The organism is Gordonia amarae NBRC 15530 (assembly GCF_000241345.1).
GTDB classification, from domain to species: domain Bacteria; phylum Actinomycetota; class Actinomycetes; order Mycobacteriales; family Mycobacteriaceae; genus Gordonia; species Gordonia amarae.
The window spans coordinates 1-21,117 of sequence record NZ_BAED01000075.1 but is presented as its reverse complement, the minus strand read 5'-3'; the positions used below and the strand labels follow the sequence as shown (position 1 = coordinate 21,117).

The 21,117-nt window shown below is 67.2% G+C and carries 17 protein-coding genes; 11 read left to right on the top strand and 6 right to left on the bottom strand.

Going from position 1 to position 21,117, the window contains the following annotated elements:
• Position 1 precedes the first annotated feature (1 nt).
• Positions 2-1,267 carry an aspartate kinase gene (locus GOAMR_RS22020; protein WP_005193312.1) on the bottom strand — a complete coding sequence of 422 codons (1,266 nt, stop codon included), beginning with the start codon at positions 1,265-1,267 and terminating at the stop codon, positions 2-4.
• 98 nt (positions 1,268-1,365) lie between these two features.
• Between GOAMR_RS22020 and GOAMR_RS22015 the strand changes: the two genes are divergently transcribed.
• Entirely contained in the window at positions 1,366-2,682 is a 1,317-nt protein-coding gene (locus GOAMR_RS22015; RefSeq protein WP_005193311.1) for a putative hexosyltransferase, read from the top strand.
• 6 nt (positions 2,683-2,688) lie between these two features.
• On the opposite strand, the gene GOAMR_RS23875 is transcribed toward GOAMR_RS22015, so the two are convergent.
• Positions 2,689-3,642: a sensor domain-containing diguanylate cyclase gene (locus tag GOAMR_RS23875; protein WP_005193308.1), complete on the bottom strand. Its 954-nt coding sequence runs from the start codon at positions 3,640-3,642 to the stop codon at positions 2,689-2,691.
• 140 nt (positions 3,643-3,782) lie between these two features.
• Here GOAMR_RS23875 and GOAMR_RS22005 point away from each other — a divergent pair, with 140 nt between their 5' ends.
• The 4 genes from GOAMR_RS22005 to GOAMR_RS21990 all read left to right on the top strand — a co-directional run bounded on the left by GOAMR_RS22005 (position 3,783) and on the right by GOAMR_RS21990 (position 10,751).
• A complete protein-coding gene (locus GOAMR_RS22005) occupies positions 3,783-5,075 on the top strand; it encodes an EAL domain-containing protein (RefSeq protein ID WP_005193307.1) in 1,293 nt (430 codons plus the stop codon).
• A gap of 257 nt (positions 5,076-5,332) precedes the next feature.
• On the top strand, positions 5,333-6,868 hold the full coding sequence (locus GOAMR_RS22000; protein WP_005193306.1) for an ATP-binding cassette domain-containing protein: 1,536 nt from the start codon (positions 5,333-5,335) through the stop codon (positions 6,866-6,868).
• Between the two features lie 691 nt (positions 6,869-7,559).
• On the top strand, positions 7,560-7,928 hold the full coding sequence (locus tag GOAMR_RS21995; protein ID WP_005193305.1) for a hypothetical protein: 369 nt from the start codon (positions 7,560-7,562) through the stop codon (positions 7,926-7,928).
• A 171-nt stretch (positions 7,929-8,099) separates the two neighbouring features.
• Positions 8,100-10,751: a GGDEF domain-containing protein gene (locus GOAMR_RS21990; RefSeq protein WP_040516102.1), complete on the top strand. Its 2,652-nt coding sequence runs from the start codon at positions 8,100-8,102 to the stop codon at positions 10,749-10,751.
• Positions 10,752-11,095: 344 nt separating this feature from the next.
• Here the strand turns inward: GOAMR_RS21990 and GOAMR_RS21985 are convergent, their stop codons facing one another.
• Complete coding sequence (locus GOAMR_RS21985) at positions 11,096-12,187, bottom strand: glycosyltransferase family 4 protein (RefSeq protein WP_040516121.1); 1,092 nt, start codon at positions 12,185-12,187, stop codon at positions 11,096-11,098.
• Positions 12,188-12,441: 254 nt separating this feature from the next.
• Between GOAMR_RS21985 and GOAMR_RS21980 the strand changes: the two genes are divergently transcribed.
• A complete protein-coding gene (locus tag GOAMR_RS21980; RefSeq protein WP_005193301.1) occupies positions 12,442-13,371 on the top strand; it encodes a LysR family transcriptional regulator in 930 nt (309 codons plus the stop codon).
• 113 nt (positions 13,372-13,484) lie between these two features.
• Here GOAMR_RS21980 and GOAMR_RS25245 read toward each other — a convergent pair whose 3' ends face one another.
• The 3 genes from GOAMR_RS25245 to GOAMR_RS21970 all read right to left on the bottom strand — a co-directional run bounded on the left by GOAMR_RS25245 (position 13,485) and on the right by GOAMR_RS21970 (position 14,917).
• On the bottom strand, positions 13,485-13,640 hold the full coding sequence (locus GOAMR_RS25245) for a hypothetical protein (protein WP_170319206.1): 156 nt from the start codon (positions 13,638-13,640) through the stop codon (positions 13,485-13,487).
• Between the two features lie 4 nt (positions 13,641-13,644).
• On the bottom strand, positions 13,645-14,154 hold the full coding sequence (locus GOAMR_RS21975; RefSeq protein ID WP_005193299.1) for a hypothetical protein: 510 nt from the start codon (positions 14,152-14,154) through the stop codon (positions 13,645-13,647).
• A gap of 94 nt (positions 14,155-14,248) precedes the next feature.
• The gene (locus GOAMR_RS21970) at positions 14,249-14,917 is read right to left on the bottom strand and encodes a TetR/AcrR family transcriptional regulator (RefSeq protein ID WP_005193297.1); all 669 of its coding nucleotides are present in this window, start codon (positions 14,915-14,917) and stop codon (positions 14,249-14,251) included.
• 151 nt (positions 14,918-15,068) lie between these two features.
• Between GOAMR_RS21970 and GOAMR_RS21965 the strand changes: the two genes are divergently transcribed.
• From GOAMR_RS21965 to leuA, 5 genes are all read left to right on the top strand, one after another.
• Positions 15,069-16,604 carry an MFS transporter gene (locus GOAMR_RS21965; RefSeq protein WP_005193296.1) on the top strand — a complete coding sequence of 512 codons (1,536 nt, stop codon included), beginning with the start codon at positions 15,069-15,071 and terminating at the stop codon, positions 16,602-16,604.
• Positions 16,605-16,622: 18 nt separating this feature from the next.
• A complete protein-coding gene (locus GOAMR_RS21960; protein WP_005193294.1) occupies positions 16,623-17,195 on the top strand; it encodes a nitroreductase family protein in 573 nt (190 codons plus the stop codon).
• Positions 17,196-17,299: 104 nt separating this feature from the next.
• Positions 17,300-18,601, top strand: coding sequence for a condensation domain-containing protein (locus tag GOAMR_RS21955; protein ID WP_005193292.1), 1,302 nt, complete (start codon positions 17,300-17,302; stop codon positions 18,599-18,601).
• Positions 18,602-18,661: 60 nt separating this feature from the next.
• A complete protein-coding gene (locus tag GOAMR_RS25770; RefSeq protein ID WP_259064590.1) occupies positions 18,662-18,796 on the top strand; it encodes a hypothetical protein in 135 nt (44 codons plus the stop codon).
• Positions 18,797-19,072: 276 nt separating this feature from the next.
• Positions 19,073-20,920 (top strand): 2-isopropylmalate synthase, encoded by a 1,848-nt coding sequence (leuA, locus tag GOAMR_RS21950; RefSeq protein WP_005193290.1) that lies wholly within the window; start codon positions 19,073-19,075, stop codon positions 20,918-20,920.
• The last annotated feature ends 197 nt before the right edge of the window (positions 20,921-21,117 follow it).

The window sequence follows — 21,117 nt, the reverse complement described above, 5'->3', positions numbered from 1 at the left end:
TCTACCTTCCCGTTCCGGCGTAGACGACGGCCTCTTCGTCGCCGCCGAGATCGAATGCCTCGTGCAGGGCGCGCACCGCGTCGTCGAGTTCGGTATCGCGGCACAGCACCGAGATGCGGATCTCCGAGGTGGAGATCAACTCGATGTTGATGCCGGCGTTGCTCAGCGCCTCGCAGAACGTGGCCGTGACACCCGGATGCGATTTCATGCCCGCACCCACCAGCGACACCTTGCCGATGTGGTCGTCGTAGAGCAGTTCGGTGAAGCCGATCTCGTCCTTGAGCTTGGTGAGCTTCTCGACGCCGAGCGGGCCCAGCTCACGCGGCAGGGTGAAGGTGATGTCGGTCTTGCCGGTCTCCACCTTGGAGATGTTCTGCAGCACCATGTCGATGTTGATCTCGGCTTCGGCGACGGCACGGAACACCTTGGCGGCCGAACCGGGCTTGTCATCGAGGCCGGTGACGGTGATCTTGGCCTCGCTGCGGTCGTGTGCGACGCCGGTGAGAATGGCTTCTTCCACGGGAATGTCCTCCATTGATCCGGTCACGATGGTGCCGGGCTTGGTCGAGTACGACGAGCGCACGTGAACGGGAACGTTGTAGCGGCGCGCGTACTCGACGCAGCGCAGCATCAGCACCTTGGCGCCGCAGGCGGCCATTTCGAGCATCTCTTCGAACGACACCGTCTCCAGGCGGCGGGCGTCGGGCACGATGCGCGGGTCGGCGGTATACACGCCGTCGACATCGGTGTAGATCTCGCACACATCGGCCTGCAGCGCCGCGGCGAGCGCGACGGCGGTGGTGTCCGAACCGCCGCGGCCGAGGGTGGTGATGTCCTTGGTGTCCTGCGAGACGCCCTGGAAGCCCGCGACCAGCACGACCTTGCCCTCGTCGAGCGCGTCACGGACGCGACCCGGTGTCACGTCGATGATCTTCGCCTTGCCGTGACTGCTGGTGGTGATCACGCCTGCCTGCGAGCCCGTGAACGACTGCGCCTCGGCGCCGAGCGAGGCGATGGCCATCGCGACCAGCGCGTTGGAGATGCGTTCACCGGAGGTGAGCAGCATGTCCATCTCGCGTGCGGGCGGTGCGGGGTTGACCTGCTGGGCGAGATCGAGGAGTTCGTCGGTGGTGTCGCCCATCGCGGACACCACGACGACGACGTCGTTGCCCTGCTTCTTCGTCTCGACGATGCGCTCGGCGACACGACGGATCCGCTCGGCCGTCGCGACCGATGACCCTCCGTATTTCTGCACGACGAGTGCCACGCCGGTTCCCTTCTGTGGTGCGGACAGTCCCGGTCAACCTTACCGGCGATGCACGTCGCGTCCGTGCTGGGGCAAGATCACCGCCTACCATCGCCCGCATGGCATCGCTCGCCGAGGATTCCACCACCACCGCCGAACCCGTCCCTGCCCCGCCGCCCGGTACCGACCGATTCCTGCGGTTGTGGGTGGCGCCGGTTGTCGTGTTCTTCGCGATCCGCGCGGTCGGGCTCCTCGTGCTCGCCGACATGGCCTATCTGAACGGCAAGTCCCTCGGTGACCGGCTGTCCGCGTGGGACGGCGAATGGATGCTGGCCATCGCCGAACACGGCTACGACGGCGTCCCGGTCGACCTCACCGACGCGTGGGGCATCCACACCGCCGACACCGCGTACGCCTTCTTCCCGGGCTACCCGTACCTGGTGTCGCTGGCGGCGAAACTTCCGCTGGTCAGCACCTATGGCGCGGCCCTGTTGGTGAACGTGGTGCTGTGCGTGTTCGCCGCCTCCGGGGTGGCCCGGCTCGGTGCGCTGTGCACGGAGCGGATGGCGACGGCCACGCCGCTGCCCTGGCGCCGGCTGCGGTCTACGTTGCCCGCAGCCCTGGCCCGGATCCTGCCCGAATCCTCGAAGCCCCGGCCCGCACCGGCGTCGGAGGCCGATCCGTACACCGTCGGGCTCATCGCCGTCGCGCTGTTCGCCGCGACACCGATGTCGATCGTGCTGAACATGGCGTACACCGAGGCGCTGTTCTGCGCGCTCGCGGTATGGGCGCTGATCGGGGTGCTCGAGGAACGGTGGCTGCTCGCCGGCGTGTGTGCCCTGTTCGCCGGCGCGACGCGGCCCACGGGGGTCGTGGTGATCGGCACCGTCATCCTCGTCGGCCTGCTGGCGCTGCGCCGGCGGCCGGGCCGGCATGAGGCGTCCCGGATCTGGGCGGCGATCATCCTCAGCCCCCTCGGTTACCTGGGCTTTCTCTGCGTGGTGTGGGCACACACCGGGGATCCGCTCGGCTGGTTCACCATCCAGACCGACGGCTGGGACACCCGCTTCGACTTCGGGGTGGCCGCGGTGCGGTTCGTCAACGACACCCTCGCCCACTCCGGCGACGTGGCGCCGGTGGCGACGGCCTGGATCATGCTGTCGACGCCACTGCTGATCGCGGTGGCCGTGTGGTCACGGCTGCCGTGGCCGGTGCTGCTGTACGCGGCGCTCGTGGTGCTCTCGATCATGGCGTCGAGCGGGCTGATGATGAGCCGGGCCCGGCTGCTGCTGCCGGCATTCGTATTGCTCATCCCGTTCGCGGTGCTCTTGGCGCGCCGGCGTCCGGCGGCGATCCTCCTCGCGCTGGTGCCGGTCGTCGCGGGCAGTTCGTGGTTCGGCGCCTACATGCTCACCGTGTATCCGCACGCGATGTGATCGCTGTCACCAGTCTTCTCTCGGGTCACCGATGCGGACCCGGTTGTGCCGGCCCTGGCGAGGCGGCCCGCCTTTGACCGATCTGGCGTCATACATGTGTCCGTCCGCCCGGACCCGCGCGTGGTCGATCTGATCGGGATTGAGCACCTGGGACCAGCCGTAGCTCACCGTGAACACCACCGATCCCCCGGGAACTTCGACCGTGTTGTCGTGGACGAGTGTCTTGAGCCGGCGCAACGCCCGATCGGCTTCCCCGGCCGCCACCAGAAGCACGAACTCGTCGCCTCCGAAGCGTGCGCACACCCCGCCGTGAAGTACGGCGATATGCCCGAGTTGGCCTGCGAAAGCCCGCAATACGAGATCCCCGGTGTGATGGCCGTAGCGATCGTTGATCGCCTTGAAGGCGTCGACGTCGACCACCACCAGCGTTGCGGGAAACTCGGTCCGCCCGTCCCGCACAGCACGATTGAAGCCGCGCCGGTTGAGCAGGCTGGTGAGTTCGTCGTGGTCGGCCAGCCAGCGCTCACGAACTCCCGACAACCCGTCCGGCGTGTCCGCCGATTCCTCGATGATCATCAGTGTCGGCAGGGTGCCGTCGACGGGGACCCGCCAGCGGCGCACCCAGTTGTACAACCGCATCCCGGACCGATGGATCAGTGTGCATGTCGCCCACACCGATTCTGCGCCTTCGCGTGTCGGGCGCCGGGTGGACTCGTCCCGGACGGCCAGGTCCGATGTGTCGATGACCTGACCGATCCCCGACCCGATCAGTTCACCCGCGGACCGGTAACCCAGCAGTTCCGCGAACTCGTCATTGGCGTACTCGACCACCGACCGGTTGCCGAAGACGACCGCGCCCACCCCGAGGCACGACAGAACCCGCAGGATGCCGTCGGGTGTCACGTCCCCGGATGCCCTGCCCTCGGGGCGCGCACCTGGTTCACGTGCCGGCACAGCCACAATCAGCCCTCCCCATATCGCCGCATCAAGAGCACGGTATCCTTATCGATTCCAATTTCTACCGGAATCCCTGAAACTGTCGCATGTCCTACACGTGAATCAAAGTGCGGCCCCGACTCGATGCGGTATTGTGCCGACAGATGCGGGCGCCCGTGCGGTACTGGCTTATGCTGACTGACGTGACATATTCCGGATCAGGGGGCGGTGGAGGTGACGGTGACACGTGTTCCCGATCCACACTCAACAAAGTCGCGGTCGCAGTCACGTGCGATCCGTACCAGCGCGTCGCATTCACCCACGGTCCGGCACGCGCGCTCTCGGCGGCCCAGGCGTCCACCCGCGCAATCGCCCACGATCTCGGATCCGCCGCGAAGTTCACCCAGACCGGCGAGACGACCTGGCGATATGTCGTCGACCTGCCCGACGACCCCGACGAACACGACGCACTGCTCCAACATCTCGTCCGGCTGTCGACATGCGGTGACGACGATCCCGATGGCCTCTACCTGGACTGCTGCGCCGGGTTCGCCGTCGGCCCGCACCTTCCCGCCGCCACAACCGATCACGATCTGGCCGAGTACGCATCGGCCGCACTGAGCCTGTGCCTGCGATCTACCGATCGAATCCGATTTGCCGAGAATGAATCTCGCGCCGAGGTACGCGACGGGCTCACGCTCGCACATCGGCTGCGTCTCTCGTCGGCCGCCGACTTCCCCCTCGTCTATCAGCCCATCGTCCGATTGTCCGACCGCCAGGTGATGGGGTTCGAGGCCCTCCTGCGCTGGCGCCCCGACCAGGATGTCCTCACCCCGGACCACTTCATGGAAGAGGCGGAGGCCTCGTCGCTGATTCTTGACATCGGCTTGATGACAATCCCCGTGATCATCGAAACATTTGCCAATACCCTGGCGCCGTTATGCGCATCCGACGAACCGTTTGTCACCATCAATCTGTCGAGCAGGCAGTTGACCGACCCGGCGCTGGCCGGGTATATCGGCCGCACACTGGATAATTTCAGCGTCGATCCCGGACGACTGTGGATCGAGTTGCGGGAAGATGCCGCCATCCAGAATGATTCGAGTACCTCGAAGGTAATCGATCAACTCCATCAGTTGGGCTGCAGAATCAGCATCGATGATCTCGGCTCGGGTTATTCCGCACTCAGTTACATCAGGGACCTGCCCGTCGATGTCCTGAAAATTGATCGCGACCTGATCAATCAGGTGACCTGCGACCCGGTCAGTGCGGCAGTTGTCGACGCCATCTGCCAGATGTGCAAGGCAGTCGGCATCCACATCGTCGCCGAGGGGATCGAGTCCGAGGATATCCTCCCCGTCCTGCACGGGTTCGGCATCGGCTACGGCCAGGGCTACCTCTTCGGGCACCCGACGGCGGCGGCAGCGCTCGCCGGACGAACAGCAACAGCCGGCTGACCTCTCACACCATGGTCCGGCGCCGGCGCCGCACACACTGCTGACATAGCCCCCGATTCGGGCCACAGACGGCTACCTGCCGGTCAGTTACCACTGAGTAACCCCCCAGATCCAGGGACTTTAGGCTCTAGGTACAACGCAGTTGTACACATCACACGTTTCATACATACTATGACTGATTAAAGTCATTGACTGTCCATCCTGGACTGTCAATGCGTCGGGCTGTGTGTCTCATCCGTCGGCAAGGAGTTACGTTCGTGGAGTCCAATGAGTTGCTCTCGGTCAGTGGACTGTCCAAAGACTTTCACTCCAAGCGAGTACTCGATGACGTCACGTTCGCGGTCGCGCCCGGCGAGATCGTCGCACTCGTCGGAAGAAACGGCGCGGGCAAGTCGACGTTGGGGCGGATCATTGCCGGCACCGAGTCCGAGTCGGCCGGAACCATCAGCTCCCTCGGTGTCGAATACCCGCGCGCATCCCGGCTCGAAGCACGTGCCCGGGGAGTGGCGATGATCGAGCAGCGCATCGACATCGACCCGACATTGACTGTCGCCCAAGCGATCTTCCGGGGAACCTTCCAACAGGACCGTCCCCACGACGCCTTGCGCCGGCAGGCCGCGTGGATCCTGAATGAGATGGGCATGACGCTCTCGCCCGACGAGTTGATCGGCGAGGTGCCCCGGCCACTGTACGGGCTGATCGAAGCCGCCCGGGTGCTCACCGACGACGCCCAGGTGGTGGTGATGGACGAGGTGTCCGCGCCGCTGAACCTGGCCGAGGCCGCCGAACTGCACGAGGTGGTACGCCGCCTTGTGCGGCAGGGTCGCGGTGTGCTGTTCATCTCCCACCGCCTCCCGGAGGCGCTGAAGCTGGCCGACAGGGTACTGGTGCTGCGCGAGTCGCGACTGGTCTACTCCGGTCCGACAAGCGCGCTGACCGCCGATGACCTCGCCGAGTTGATGCTGGGCACCACGCATGTGGCAGAGCCCGCACCGGCTCCGGAACCACCTGCGGGACAAGGAGGGACGCCGCTGCTCGAGGTCACCGACCTCCGAGTTCCCGGTGTCGTGCACGGCGTCGACCTGACGGTGTACACCGGTGAGATCATCGGGCTGACCGGGTCCCGGGACTCCGGCGTGTTCGAGATCGGCGGGGCCATCACCGGCCAGGTCACGGCCAGCGCAAGAACTTTCGTGGTCCATGGCGAACCGCGGAGTGTGCTGACACCCGCAGACGCCTCAGCACTGCGTTTCTCCTATTTCACCGGTGAGCGCGATGAACTCGGCGCCGATCCCAGCGAATCCGTCGCCCGCTCGATGATGAACAGCGGCTGGACCACCGAGGCCGGATTCCACGCCGAGGTGGCCGCCCTGCGCAAGGTGATCGCCATGATGGCCTCACTCGAATTGCAGTCGAACAGTTTCCATAAAAGCGTGGGTGAACTGTCCGGCGGCGACGCCCAGAAGGTCCGGCTGGCACCGCTCATCTTCGAGGACAGCGATCTCGTCGTCCTCAATTCCCCGACCCGCGGGCTCGATGTCGCCGCCCAGACCCAACTCCGGCGCCTGCTCAACGATTCGGTCCTGTCCGGTTCAAGTGCCGTCGTGGTGTCCGGTGACGCCGCCGAACTACGCACCTGGTGCTCCCGTGTCGGCGTCATCGTCGACGGCTTCCTGACCGAGTGGATCGTTCCGGAGACGATGAGCCCGGAAGAGTTCGAACACAGACTGCACGCCGCACACACCCCCACCGCGATCGACCAGTACCACGACACCGAGCCGGCGACCGCATGACGACGCCCCGCGGCCCGGTCAGGCAGGTCCGGCAGTAATGGCAGATCGCTGGTGGAATCGACGGCGTCGTGAACCCGCCCGAGAGGACGACAACGAAGACGAGACCCCCGCAGTGGACGGTCCGGAACCCTTTGCCCCAGGGAAGACCCGGTCGGCCGCATCGACTTCGGAGTTCGACACCCCGGGCAGGGACTCGCGGGAGGAGCCGGCACGCGATAGCCCGTCGCCGGCCCTTCTGCGGCCCGTCGAGGAGGAAGCAGACGAACCGGCACCGCCAGAGCCTTCGCTCGGGACGCTGGTCGGTGACGTGAACCGGCTCACCGACGGGGCGTCGACGCAGGTCGCACCCGACGACGCCCCGACCGACCGGTGGCCGGTCCAGCGCACGACGCAGCGGCACCGGCGTGCCGCCTACCCGGCGCAGGAGATGCCTCCGATGCCCACCGGCCGGCGTATCCATCGGCACAGCCCCTGGACTCCGCCGGAACACCTCGAGGCAACGACTCCCGCTCCACCCGCCGACCCCGCTCCACCCGGTGATCCTGTTCCACCCGGTGATCCTGTTCCACCCGGGGCAGAGACCTCGCTCCCCGCAATCCGGGCATCACTACCGCCGGAGCCAGAATCTTCCCCATCAGTCGGGGATATCGAAACCGATCAGTCATCCCACACAGAGATAGGAAATACACCAGTGTCACAACTCGAAGATTATGTATCGCAACTACTCCGTATCGACGGTGCCGTCGGTGCGGCCATCGTCGACTGCGAAAGCGGCATGGCTCTCGCGAAGGGCGGCGACCCGGGTTTCGATCTCGAAGTCGCAGCCGCCGGCAACTCAAATGTCGTTCGCGCGAAGATGAACACGATGGAGACGCTGGGCATCTCCGGCAACATCGAGGACATCCTGATCTCGCTCGACAAGCAGTATCATCTGATCAACATCCTGGACGGCCGGGGTACCAATGGCCTGTTCATCTATCTGGTCCTCAACCGGGCGACCGCGAATCTCGCGCTGGCACGGCACAAGCTCCGCGCCGTGGCGGCCGAGACCAGAATCTAAAAGGCCTCAGTGATGAAGGCGGACGGGTTCGACCCGTCCGCCTTTTTCGCGTGTGCCCCGCCCACTCACATTCGAGCGCATTCAAGGCACCCCGATTAGCGGTGCGCCGACCCTAAAGTGTCTAATTATTGTGACTTAGTACCCACAGCATGCAGGACCAACGACTCTTCAATGGTTGAACGACCCCGCGTTCCCGTGCTGCCCACGATCGGCAGCGACGGCGACCCCCGACTCATCCTCGATGCACGCACATCATGGATGGGCATACCGCTGTTCCCGGAGCGGAACGAACGACGCTTCCGCGCCACATTCTGCGATTCCGGGGCACAGACCCGCGCCGAGGTCCACCTGCTCACCTTCCTCGCGCTGACGCTCGCTCTGGCCACCGTATCGCTTTCCGCCTGCGAAGGCCCGGGTACAGCGGCCATCTGCGCCATCCTCGGAACCGCGGTCGGAATCCAGTCGGCAGCCATTCTCGGTAACCGGCTGCTGGTCGCGCGGTACCCGCGGACGTACGCGAACTCGATGGGTTCGGCAGCGCTGTTCGTCGCCGCCCAATTCCTCACGCTGGTCTGCGTGCTCACCGCCCACTTGGCGCATGCGGGCGACGTACCGGGCTCCGTCCCGCTGATGGTGCCGTACGCGTTGATCCTCAGCGTGCAGTTCGCACATCTGCCGTTCAACATCCTGGTCGGCGTGACCGCGGTATTCGTCATCTCCGTCGGTGCGATGGAGTTGGCCGAAGGCGGCCTCGGTGCGCAGGTCACCGAGGCTGTCGTCTCGCTCGCCATCGTCTGTGGCTCGACACTCACCGCTCGTCGATCCGAGATCATCGGCAGGCAATCCTGGGCACAGCAACACCGGATCGCACTCCTCAACGAGACCGACCCGCTCACGGGGATCGCCAACAGCACACGGCTGGCGCTCGAGCTGATCGATGCCGACAATCACCGGCAGGCGTTCTCGCTGCTGCTGCTGGAGATAGGCAGGTTCAAGAACTACAACGACACCCACGGTCACCCCTCGGGTGACGAGGTGCTGCGCGCCGTCGCCCTGTGCCTGCGGGAATCATGCGGAAATGACAACGCCGTGGTCGCCCGGGTGGCGGGCAAGCGTTTCGCCGTCCTGTGGCGCAACGGCCAGGTGACCTCGGAAAAGGCGTACGACGTTCGCCTCCATGTGGTCACGGCCATCCGGGCGGCAACCGGCCCGGCCGGCCGATCCCTGCGGGTGCACTCGAGCCTGGCGCATCGGCCCGGGTGGCCCGACGAGCAGCCCGGTGAGGAACCCGGCCTCCAGGAGTTCGTGCGGCGCGCCGAAGGCGCATTGTGCCGCTCGCGCGAGTCGGACGACGCCGCGCTGGTCACAGCACGCCCCGATGATCAGCCGCCGGCCGGAACCTTCACCCTCGACCTCGGCGAGGCCACCCGGGTCACCCAGGAGAAGCACCCGTGCCCGCATCCGCTGCACACCACGTGGCATTCGATCACCTACCCGCCGCAGGCGGAGGCCGACTACCGGATCGGGTCCGACGCGCGGGGCAAGCCGCTGCGGACGGCCGTGCTGGCCGGAATCCTGGTCATATCGATCGCGACGCTGGTCATCGGCGCACCCCTGAACAACGTGCCCGCCGACGTCACGGACGTGGTCACGCCGGCGCTCGCGTTCATCGGCATTCCAGCCACCCTCGCCGCGTTGATCGCCATTCAGCTACCGACACTGCGGCGCTGGTCCACGTTCGCCTTCATCGGTGCGGTGGGTGCGTGCTGGGCTGCGGGGATGGCCGCCTTCATCGCGCTCGGTGCGGACGGGCCCGCCACGGTCCCCATCATCATCCCCGTCACGCTGGTCCTGAGTCTGTTCACCACACACGTCGTCTGGAATATCGCGCTGCCCGTCGGGGCATCGATGCTGGCCGGGACGTTCGTGATCGAACTGATCTGCACACCGATCACCGCCTCGCAGATCCTCTCGATCGTGGTGGCGACCCTGATCACGGCCATGGGAATGCGCTCGGCGTTCCGCGTCGAGATCAGTTACCGGATCCGTTGGCGCAGATCCCAGCATCTGGCCTTTCTCAGCCAGGTCGACACCCTCACGATGCTGGCCAATCGCCGCGCATTCGAATCCCGGCTACGCCGACTCGTCACCGACGGTCGTGACGTCGCCGTGATGACCATGGACCTCGACTCGTTCGGCGCCTACAACCGTGAGTTCAGTCACGCGGCCGGCGACGCGTGTCTTCGGCGGATCGGCGGCTATCTGTCCGCGGCCGTCGCGCCGTACCAGCAACTCCCCGGCCAACCGCCACCGGAAAACCCACTGACCGACGGCTTCGCGCTGGCGGCCCGCATCGGCGGTGAGGAATTCGCGGTGCTCCTCACCGGCGATCCCACGATGTCCGATGCCCGCCTGGTCGATCGGGCTCGGTCCATTTGGCAGGGAGTGTCCGAACTCGGCATTCCGGCTCCCGGTCACGACCGCGAGCTCACCGCCTCCGCCGGGGTGTCCGTGTACCACGCCCACCCCGGCGCAGCGGGTGTCGATGCCGCCGCAGCGCGTCCCCATACCGGCAGAGCGTGCCGCAACGCCGGCCGCGCGTGTCGCAATACCGGCCGAGCGTGTCGCATCGCCGGCAGAGCGTGTCGCACTACCGGCAGAGCGCATTTCGATGCCGGCAGAGCCGGAGCCGATGCCGACGCCGCGATGATGTCCGCGGACCTGCTCACGTGCGCCGACCGGGCGCTCTACGCCGCGAAACGCGCCGGCGGCAACCAGCTACGGCTGGAGCGATCCGGTTACGCCGACCGCACCACGCACTGACAGCTCGGCGCTACGACCCCGTCCCGCCCAGCACCGCTCCGACAGTCCGGAAGATGATGGTGATGCATCATTTATGGCCGGCCGCATTCCGCCGCAGCGACGCCGGGCTCAGCACGCCGGCGCGGGTGCCGGCGTCCGGCGCTGCCCGTCCGGAACCCGGTGATGGCGGCCGTCGGCGCTGCTGTGCGGAGCCAGGTCGGGATTCGCCCGGTGGCGGCCCTCCGGTACCCGGTGGTGGCGGCCGTCGGGCGGCTCGTGGTGTCTGCCCCGCTCCGGCAACTGGTGGCGCCCACGTTCCGGGTCCGCCCGGTGCCTCCCGTCGCGGTTGCCGGCCACAGCCGTCATCACGCGACCCCGGTCCGCGCCCACAGACCCACCGATTCGTACACGGCGAGGGTTCGCCGGGCCGCGTCACGCCACGACAATGACTGCGCCACAGCCAATCCCGCACGACGAAGCGCGGCCAGCTCGGCAGGGCCGGCGGCCAGGTCGCCAAATTCGTCGGCCCACTCGGCGACCTCGAAGCCGCCGATCAGCACAGCACCGTCACCGACCACGTCGGGCAGTGCACCCACGTCCGAGGCGACGACGGCCGCACCGCACGCCATCGCCTCCAGCGGCGGCAGCCCGAAACCCTCGTACTCCGAGGCGTACGCGACGACGGTCGCCGCTCCATAGAGGGCGGGCAGATCGGCCCTGTCGACATAGCCGAGTCCGATCGCCCCGGCGGGTGCCGCCGAGGTATCGGAGTTCTTGCCGGCGAGCACGCAGGCAAGTCCGGCCCCCCGCGCGGCGGCAGCCACCACATCGGGCCGCTTGCGTGGTTCCACCGTCCCCACCTGCAGGACGAAGCGAGAGGGTAGCGCGTATTTCTCCCGCACAGCGACGATCTCGGCGGGCGAGGCACAGCGCGCCCAGGACGGCGGCGCCAGCCCGATCACGATCGGCTCGACGCCGGCGAGATCACGGATCCGGTCGGCGGTGAACTCCGATACCGCGATCACCGCGTCGGCCCGGCGCAGGCTGTCGCGCACCAGGAGCCGTTCGCCGCGTGCGCGTATCGCCGGATATGCCCAGGGCGTGTCGAACACAGACATGTCGTGGATCGTCGCGACCTTCGCGCGGGGACCGGAGACCGGCAGATCCGCGTCCAGGCCGTGGAAGACGTCCACCCGGGGGACGGGCAGCTTGCCGAGCACCGCCCTGCGGATGCCGCTGCTCTGCGGCACCTGCCACGCCTCGATGGCCGCGGGCAGGCAATCCGCCGACGGCGCCTGCACGAGCGCCGATACGTCGAGGCATTCGGGAAGTAGTGACGCCATGGCCGACAGCAATTCGCGCGTGTAGGTACCCACACCTGTTCCGTCCCGTTCCAGGGTCAAGGCACCGAATGCCAGCGACAAGCGCCTTGCCACGCGAACCCTCCCGCAGATCATCGTCAGTGTGTTGCTGATATTTAACACCATTTGTCATAGTCAGAATGTTAAAAGTGACTGATCCGCATCGTTGGCCGGTCACCGGCGATGACAAGTGGTCACGCCGCCGGGTTCTCCCGTGAACGATTCCTCGCGATCGCCGATCTGATCCGCTGCCCGGACTGATGACGAAACCTCGCCCAGGATGTGAGAAAATTTCACCATCAACGTCCATACCAACCGGCATCTCAAGCCAATGACAGCAAGGGGCGCACATGCGCGATCTCGACCTCCGCCGTCTGCGCATGTTCGTCACGGTCGTCGAGTCACCGTCGCTGCGGATCGCCGCCGAGGAACTGGCCATCTCACAGCAGTCGCTGTCGGTGGCGATCCGCGAACTCGAGGCCCAGCTCGGCGTCGACCTGTTCTCCCGCAGCAAACGTTCCCTGGTGCTGACCAAGGCCGGCGAGGCGCTGTATGAGGGGGCTGTTCCGCTGCTGGCGGTCGGTACCAGCCTGACCACCGAGGTCCGCAAGCTCGATACCGACGGGGACGTGCCTTACTCCATCGGGCACACTCCGGCGGTGGCCCCGTCCGAGGCATTCGAGGTGATCGAGGGCCCCATCCTCGCCGACCCCACTCTCGCCATCACCGTGCGCCCGATAGCCCCCGACAGCGCGCGCGAGGAGTTGCTCGCCGGGACCATCGATCTGGCACTGACGCGCAGCGCGACCGTGCCGTCGGACCTGGCAGGGGTCGTCGCGTTCCGGCATGAGTTGCGGCTCGCCGTGCACGCTCGGCATCCGCTCGCCTCCGCGCCGACGTGTTCGATGAGCGATGTCAGCCGCCACCCCATCGTCGTGTCCGAACTCGAAACGGACTGCACGCCGATGATCGTGTCCTATTGCCGCGACGCGGGATTCGAACCGACGATAATCGTGTCCAAGCTGCACGGCATCCCACCGCACATGGCGGTGCTCGTGCATCAAGACGCCTGCACCTTCGTTACCAACCAGGCCGGTTGGGTGTACCACGACCAGATCCGGGTTGTCAGTCTCACGGCACCACCGCAGGTTCCGGTGATGGCGATGTGGCTGCCCAGTTCGCCCCCGAAGCTGCGCAATCGCATCCTCGACCTGGCGGGCACCCGGCCGACGGAACCGCCTGCGAGTCCGCCCTGTCGGTGTGAATCCCTGTCGGTGTGAATCCCGGTCAGCCTAAATTCCAGTGAGGGCGAATCCCGGAGATCGACATGGCCGACCGGGACCGGACCACTCGCCCGCAGCAGAGATGTCCTGTGTGGTGCGGGCAGCCGGCGTCAGGCCGCGCGGTGCGGGCACACCACCGGCGCGAACCGCCACCGCGAGCGGCCCGACCGCGGTAGTGCCCGCGCACAGTGCCGGACGTTCTCCGGCGGTACCCGGTACTGGCCGGAATCGCGGTGGCCGTTGTCGTCGTCAGAGTTCTGAGTCATCTGTTCACCCCATTCGGTAGTCATCGGTGGAGATCGTGAAGTAGTGGCCCCCGCCGGCGCAGTTCACGCCGTAGCCGGGGTCTGTGGAGCAGGTGATGCCCCGGACCTGTAGCAGCCTGCCGTAGGGCAATACCCGCTGGCGTGGCACGTCCACAGTGGTGTCGCTGTAGAAGGTGAACCGGGCGGGCGTCGCGGTGGTCATGTACACCCCGTTGGGATGGATCGAGGCGACTCCGCCGCCGGACACCCTGGGCGCCCGGGCGGGCACTTTGCCCCGGCATCCCGCCCACGGCGCACCCCTGTCGAGGTGGATGGCGCATTTCCAGCTGCCCGACGGGGACTGGAAGTAGTAGCTCCCGCCCACCTGAAAATCGGCCGGGTTGACCTTCGGCCACTCCCCCGGGATCGCCGACGCATCGGGCGCGGCGACGGCCAATGGTGCGGCGACAGTGACGATTCCGGCCGCGACGGCGGCCGAATGACGGGCGATGCGGGAGGCGGTGAACTGCGGCATGGGTCAACAATGACTCACAGCGCCCCCACAGGCGATGGGTAGAACTCCCCAGGCGGAAGCCTCCGATGGGGAGAACTCCCCGCCGGACGTGGAACTACCCGGCGGCGAAACCGGCGCAGAGCCAGGCGATGCCGCGGTCGACCTGGGCGCGGGGATCGGTGAGTTCGCCACCCCGGGCGCTGCCGACGAGACCGGCCAGGTGCGGCGGCGCGTCGGCGACCCGGCCCTCGATGACGTCGACGAGTCCGCCCGGCACGTCGGAATCGGTGTCGAGCGCGACGCTGGGCAGCACGGCCAGCGCGACCCCGTTGACGTAACTCCACACGGTCAGCGACATCTCCGTCGCCACCTCGACGTCGACGCCGAGGCCGTCCATGAAACCGCCGACCAACCAGTCCAGGCAGCGCAGTGATTCGATGCTGAAGCCGTAGCGGGGTGAGGTGTAGGCCTGCACGACCCACGGATGCCGCTGGTACAGCTCCCAGTCGATGTCGGTGGCCGCGGCGACCCGCTCGCGCCAGCCGAGCGCCGGTTCGGCGTCGATCGGGTACGGGAACCGCCGCCCCACCTCGACGGTCATCTCCTCGATGAGATCGTCTTTTCCCGCGACGTGCCGGTACAGCGACATGGCGCCGACGCCGAGTTCGTCGGCGATCCGGCGCATCGAGAGCGCGCCCATCCCGTCGCGGTCGGCGACGGCGATCGCGGCGTCGACGATCGCCGGAACGGTGAGCTTGGGACTCTCGGCGGACACCGGATCCATCGCCTCCTGATCTGAACCCGAAACCACTGATCGGTACACGGAATAACCGGCTTGCGTACAGCGTACTCACCTACGTACCGTTTGACCGTACCGTGTGACGCGTACGCCGTACGCACGCCGTTTCCGGCACCCGGACAGAAAGCAGTCAATCATGGCCATCGACCACCAGAGCAGCGGACAGCGCGTCGAGGCGGTTTCCGCCCCCCGCGCCGACCGCCGCACGTGGCTCGGCCTGGCCGTGCTCACCCTGCCGGTGATGCTGGTGTCGATGGACGTGTCCGTCCTCTACCTGGCCATCCCCGCCATCACCTCGGCGCTCGACCCGTCGGCGTCGGAGCAACTGTGGATCCTCGACATCTACGGCTTCCTGCTCGCCGGCCTGCTCATCACGATGGGCAATGTCGGCGACCGCATCGGCCGCCGCAAGATCCTCCTCGGCGGCGCCCTCGTGTTCGGTGTGGCGTCGATGATCGCCGCGTTCGCCCCGAGTGCCGGTGTGCTGATCGCGGCCCGCGCCCTGATGGGCCTGGGCGGCGCCACCCTGCTGCCGTCGAGCCTGTCGCTGATCGCGAACATGTTCGTCCACGCCCGCGACCGCGGGCTGGCCATCGGCATCTGGACCTCGGTGTTCGCCGGCGGCAGCGCCGTGGGGCCGGTTGTCGGCGGTGTGCTCATGCACCACTTCTGGTGGGGTTCGGTGTTCCTCATCAACGTGCCTGTGGTGATCGTGCTGCTGCTGGTCGGCCCCCGGCTGGTGCCGGAGTTCCGGGCCGGCGCGTCCGGGCCGTTCGACGCCCTCGGCGTGGGGCTGTCGATGGCCGGCATCCTGCCGCTGATGTACGCGATCAAGACGATGGCCTCGCACGGTTTCTCGGCCGGCACCCTGCTGATCGGCCTGGCCGGCCTGGCGTTGCTGGTCGCGTTCCTGATGCACCAGGGGCGCACCCCGCACCCGCTGCTCGACCTCTCGTTGTTCAAGAACCCGATGTTCAGCGGCTCGGTCGCGGTCGCCCTCACCGGCATGATGGCGCTCGGCGGCATGTCGTACCTGACCGGCGTCTACCTGCAGTCCGTCCTCGACATGGATGTGCTGGCCGCCGCGATTGCCGGGCTCCCGATGGCGTGCGCGGTGGCGATCTTCTCCGTCGGCGCCGCGAAGGTGGCCGCGGCCGTCGGAACCCGGAACGCGTTCGTCGGGTCTGTGGTGCTCACCGCCGTCGGCATGGCCGGTGTCCTGACGCTCGGTGTCGACGACGGTCTGTGGATGTACATGCTGTTCACGACGATCGCCGGTATCGGCTTCGGCGTCCAGTTCTCCCTGGTGTCGGAGGTCGTGGTCGGGTCGGTGCCGCCGGAGCGGTCGGGTGCGGCCTCCAGCATCTCCGAGACCTGCTTCGAGCTCGGCACCGCCCTCGGGCTGGGCCTGCTCGGTTCGCTGGCGACACTCGTCTTCCGCGGTGGATCCGATGGGCGCGAGTTCAGCGACACACTCGGCGACACCCTGCGCACAGCCGACGGCCTCGGCGCCTCCGGCGACGCGCTGGTGGCCGCCGCCAAGGTGGCGTTCGTCGACGGTATGCACACCGCGGCGCTGGCCACCACGGCCCTGCTGACGGTGGTCGCCGTGGTGCTCGCCTTCGTGATGCGGCCCGGCAGCCGTCCGGCGGTCGAGCCGGTCGCGTCCTGATGCCTTACCGTCGTCAGGGTGCATGAACTGATCGAAGGCCGCTGGAGCGCCCGCGGCTACGACCCCGCGGCAACCATCTCCACCGACGAGCTCACCGAGATCCTGGACGCCGGCCGGTGGGCCGCCACCTGGGGGAAGGTGGCGCCCGTCCGGTTCGTCGTCGGGGAGCGCGGCGACGACACCTTCACCGCGATCACGGACCTGCTCACCCGCGGCAACAAGTCGTGGGCGCCCGCCGCGGCGGCGCTCGTGCTGGTGTGCACCACCGACAACCCCGACGACACGATGGCCCACGAGTACGGTGCCGTCGACCTCGGGCTGGCCGTGGCGCAGATGAGCATCCAGGCGGTGGCGCTCGGCTGCAACGCACACCCGATGGCCGGTTTCGACGCCGCGGGCGCCCGCGTGCGGTTCGCCATCCCCGACGACAAACGCGCCATGGTGGTCCTCGCGATCGGCAAGCTCGCCGAGGACATCTCGATCCTGAGTCCCGAAGTACTCGAACGTGATTCGATTCCACGCCGACGCCGCCCGCTGGAGGAGGTCGCGTTTGCCGGCACCTGGGGGCAGCCGTTCACCGCGCGGGCGTGAGCGGTTCGCGATAAGCGATCTTGTTCACACCAGCGGTATCGCAGCGGTATCCGCGATAGGCTGACCGGCGGCGGAGACGACTTCAGGGCCGGAGGTGGGCGTCCATGCATGTGACCACGATCGATCTGGTCATGCTCTCGGGAGCGTTCACCGAGCTGTGCACCCACTGGACCGGCGAGCCGGTCCGGAGACAGCTCGCGGTCACCTTCAATCAGGCCAATCACCTTCTGGGACTTGCTGATCCGACGTCGCAGGGGGTGTGGATCGCGGGCACCGTCGACCTCGCCGACGACGGCGAGGCGGTGGACACCGAGCGGGCGGCACACGCGGTCGCCCGGTTCCTGACCGAGCACGAGGCCCTGCGCGCCCGCTTCCAGTTCGATCCGCAGACCTCGGTACCGTACGCCGACGTCTTCGGCCCCAACCAGGTGCGGGTGACCGCCGAACCCCGTGGCGACATCGGATCCGCTGATCTGGCAACGCTTTTGAGTGCCCGCTGCCGCAGCGGCGAGGTGCCCGGCGTGTTCTTCGGGCTGCTCGATTCCACCCTCATCGTCGGTTTCGACCACGCCCACTGCGACGCCCTCACCGTCGACCTGGCGCTGCGCCGGATCCGGGAGCTCTACCTCGACCCCGAGTCCCGCCGCAGCCCCGGTGAGCGTTTCTTCGACCGGTCCGAACTCGACGGCATCCTCAGCGAGAAACTCGCCGCCGCCGAGGGTGAGCATCCCCGATTACCGGCCTGGCGACGGTTTTTCGCCGCCACCGGCAATGCGATCCCCACCTTCCCGCTGCCGCTGGGTGAGATCCCGCCGGGCGGTGCGCCGCAATGCACGCGCGTGGTGGAACTTCTCGACGACACCGCCGCAGACGCCCTCGGCCGCGGCGCGTTCGCCAAGATCCTGGCCCAGCTCGCCGCGTCGATAGCCGACCAGGGCGGGCCGCAGACCTTGTCGACGGTGATCCCGGTGCACACCCGCGGCCGGTCGTCGTCACGGTGGCATCAGACCGCCGGTTGGCTGGTCACCAACGCCCCGGTACGGGTCCGCTCCGGCGACACCGGGGGTGCCCAGCGCGCCCTCAAGTCCGCCCTGGGCCTGGCCGCCGTCCCACTCGACCACGTGCTGCAACGCTGTCAGCCGGCGATGACCACCGCCGACATCTTCATGGTGTCCTACCTCGACTACCGCCGCCTCGGCGATCCACTGCCCGGCGCCCGGCACATCTCCAACAGCACCACCACCGACAGTGTCCAGATGTGGTTCTCCCGCCACCACGACGGCCTCGACCTGCGCATCCGCTACCCCGATACCACCACCGCCAATGCCACCGTCGACGCCCTCGTCCTCTCCCTGTCCGAACGCCTGCGCCGCTACGCCGACGCCGCCCACCCCGCCACCGCCTGACGACCCCGCCCCCATCACGACCGGATCGGCAACCCTGCTCGGTCATCGCTGGCCACAATCATGCTGCCCATCACCCTCGGACCCGACAATGATTGGCCTGCATGGGGTTTCGTGATGATCGCCGCGGGTGTCGCCGGCCTGATCTTCTTCGCCCGCCGTCAGGTGGCCACCGCCCAGACCGCCTCCGCTGGTTGAGGTGCGAAGAGCCGCTAGGCGATGAGCCTCGAAACCTCGTGAGACGACATTGTCCGCTCACGAGGTTTCGAGGCTCGTCGCTTGCGCTCCTCACACCTCAACCAGTTGGTGGGGTGGCCATTTTGCGGGGTGAATCCGCAGGAGTACAGTGTTCGGCATGCAGCGTGCGCTCCTTCTCGGTTGCCGCGGCGGGGTCTGATTCGACCGGCTCTCCGCCGCGGGGATCAGACGTGCCGGTCACTCCCCTTTCTTTCTTGACCTGGAGAACGACCCATCATGGCCGCAGCAGACAGTTTCACTTCCGGAGCCAGCCGTATCGTTGAGCCTTCCGGCCCCATCCCCGCCGACCAGCCCGTTTGGAATCCGCAGCGCTCCTCGGCGATGCCCGTCCACCGTTACCTCCAGTTCGCCGACGAGGTGGAGAAGGTATCGGTTCCCGACCGCACCTGGCCCGACAAGGTCATCACCAAGGCCCCGCTGTGGTGCGCGGTCGACCTGCGCGACGGCAACCAGGCCCTGATCGACCCGATGAGCCCGGCCCGTAAGCGCCGCATGTTCGATCTGCTGGTCCGCATGGGCTACAAGGAGATCGAGGTCGGTTTCCCGTCGGCCAGCCAGACCGACTTCGACTTCGTCCGCGAGATCATCGAGGACGGCGCGATCCCCGAGGACGTCACCATCCAGGTGCTGACCCAGTGCCGCAGCGAACTGATCCAGCGCACCTTCGAGGCCTGCCAGGGCGCGTCGAATGTGATCGTGCACTTCTACAACTCGACGTCGGTGCTGCAGCGCCGGGTGGTGTTCCGCGCCGACAAGCCGGCCATCGTCAAGATCGCCACCGACGCCGCGCAGCTGGTGCTGGAGGAGGAGAAGAAGTACCCCGACACCAACTGGCGGTACGAGTACTCCCCCGAGTCGTACACCGGCACCGAGCTGTCGTTCGCCAAACAGGTGTGCGACGCGGTTTCCGAGATCATCGCACCCACCCCCGAGAAGCCGCTGATCATCAACCTGCCGGCGACGGTCGAGATGGCCACGCCCAACGTGTACGCCGACTCGATCGAGTGGATGAGCCGTAACCTGGCGCGCCGCGACTCGATCATCCTGAGCCTGCACCCGCACAATGACCGCGGCACCGCGGTCGCGGCCGCCGAGCTGGGCTATCAGGCCGGCGCCGACCGCATCGAGGGCTGCCTGTTCGGCAACGGTGAGCGCACCGGCAATGTGTGCCTGGTGACGCTGGGCATGAATATGTTCAGCCGCGGTGTCGACCCACAGATCAGTTTCTCCGACATCGACGAGATCCGCCGCACCGTCGAATATTGCAACCAGCTGAACGTCCCCGAGCGCCACCCGTACGGCGGCGACCTGGTGTACACGGCGTTCTCCGGCAGCCACCAGGACGCCATCAACAAGGGCCTGGATCAGATGAAGATCGATGCCGACGAGCAGGATTCGGACGTCGACGACATCATCTGGGCGGTCCCGTACCTGCCGATCGATCCCAAGGATGTGGGCCGCAACTACGAGGCCGTGATCCGCGTCAACAGCCAGTCCGGCAAGGGCGGCGTCACCTACATCATGAAGGCCGACCACGGCATGAATCTGCCGCGGCGCCTGCAGATCGAGTTCAGCCGCGAGATCCAGAAGATCACCGACGGCGAGGGCGGCGAGGTCAGTCCCAAGGAGATGTGGGATGTCTTCAGCCAGGAATACCTGATGCCGATCACCCCGCTGGAGCGGATGCGCCAGCGTGTCGACGCCTCCGAGATCGACGGCGGCGAGGACCAGATCACCGCGATCGTCAAGGTCGACGGTGTGGAACGGGAGATCGAGGGCGTCGGCAACGGCCCGCTCGCCGCGTTCGTCAACGCCATCGGCACCGTCGGTTTCGACGTTCGCGTCCTCGACTACGCCGAGCACGCCCTGACCTCGGGCGACGACGCCAGCGCCGTCTGCTACGTCGAGGTGGAGACCAACGGTGAGACGGTGTGGGGTGTCGGTATCGCCCCGTCGATCACCACCGCCAGCCTGCGCGCCGTCGTCTCGGCGGTGAACCGTGCCCACCGCGCGGCAGCCCCCGCCGACGCCGACGGCACCGCCCCCCGCACCTGGGCCCCGTAACCGCGACACCCCCCGAATTCCGGTGACCGACACACCTCGTCGCGTCACCGGTGCAGGCCGCCGATCAAAGCTGCGAGCGATCCCCGCACTGATCGGCGGCCTCAACTTTTCCACTGCGCCCACCTTCGTGCCCCCCGAGACCACTCAACCGCACCCCACCTTCGTGCCCCCCCGAGACCGCTCAAGCGCACCCCACC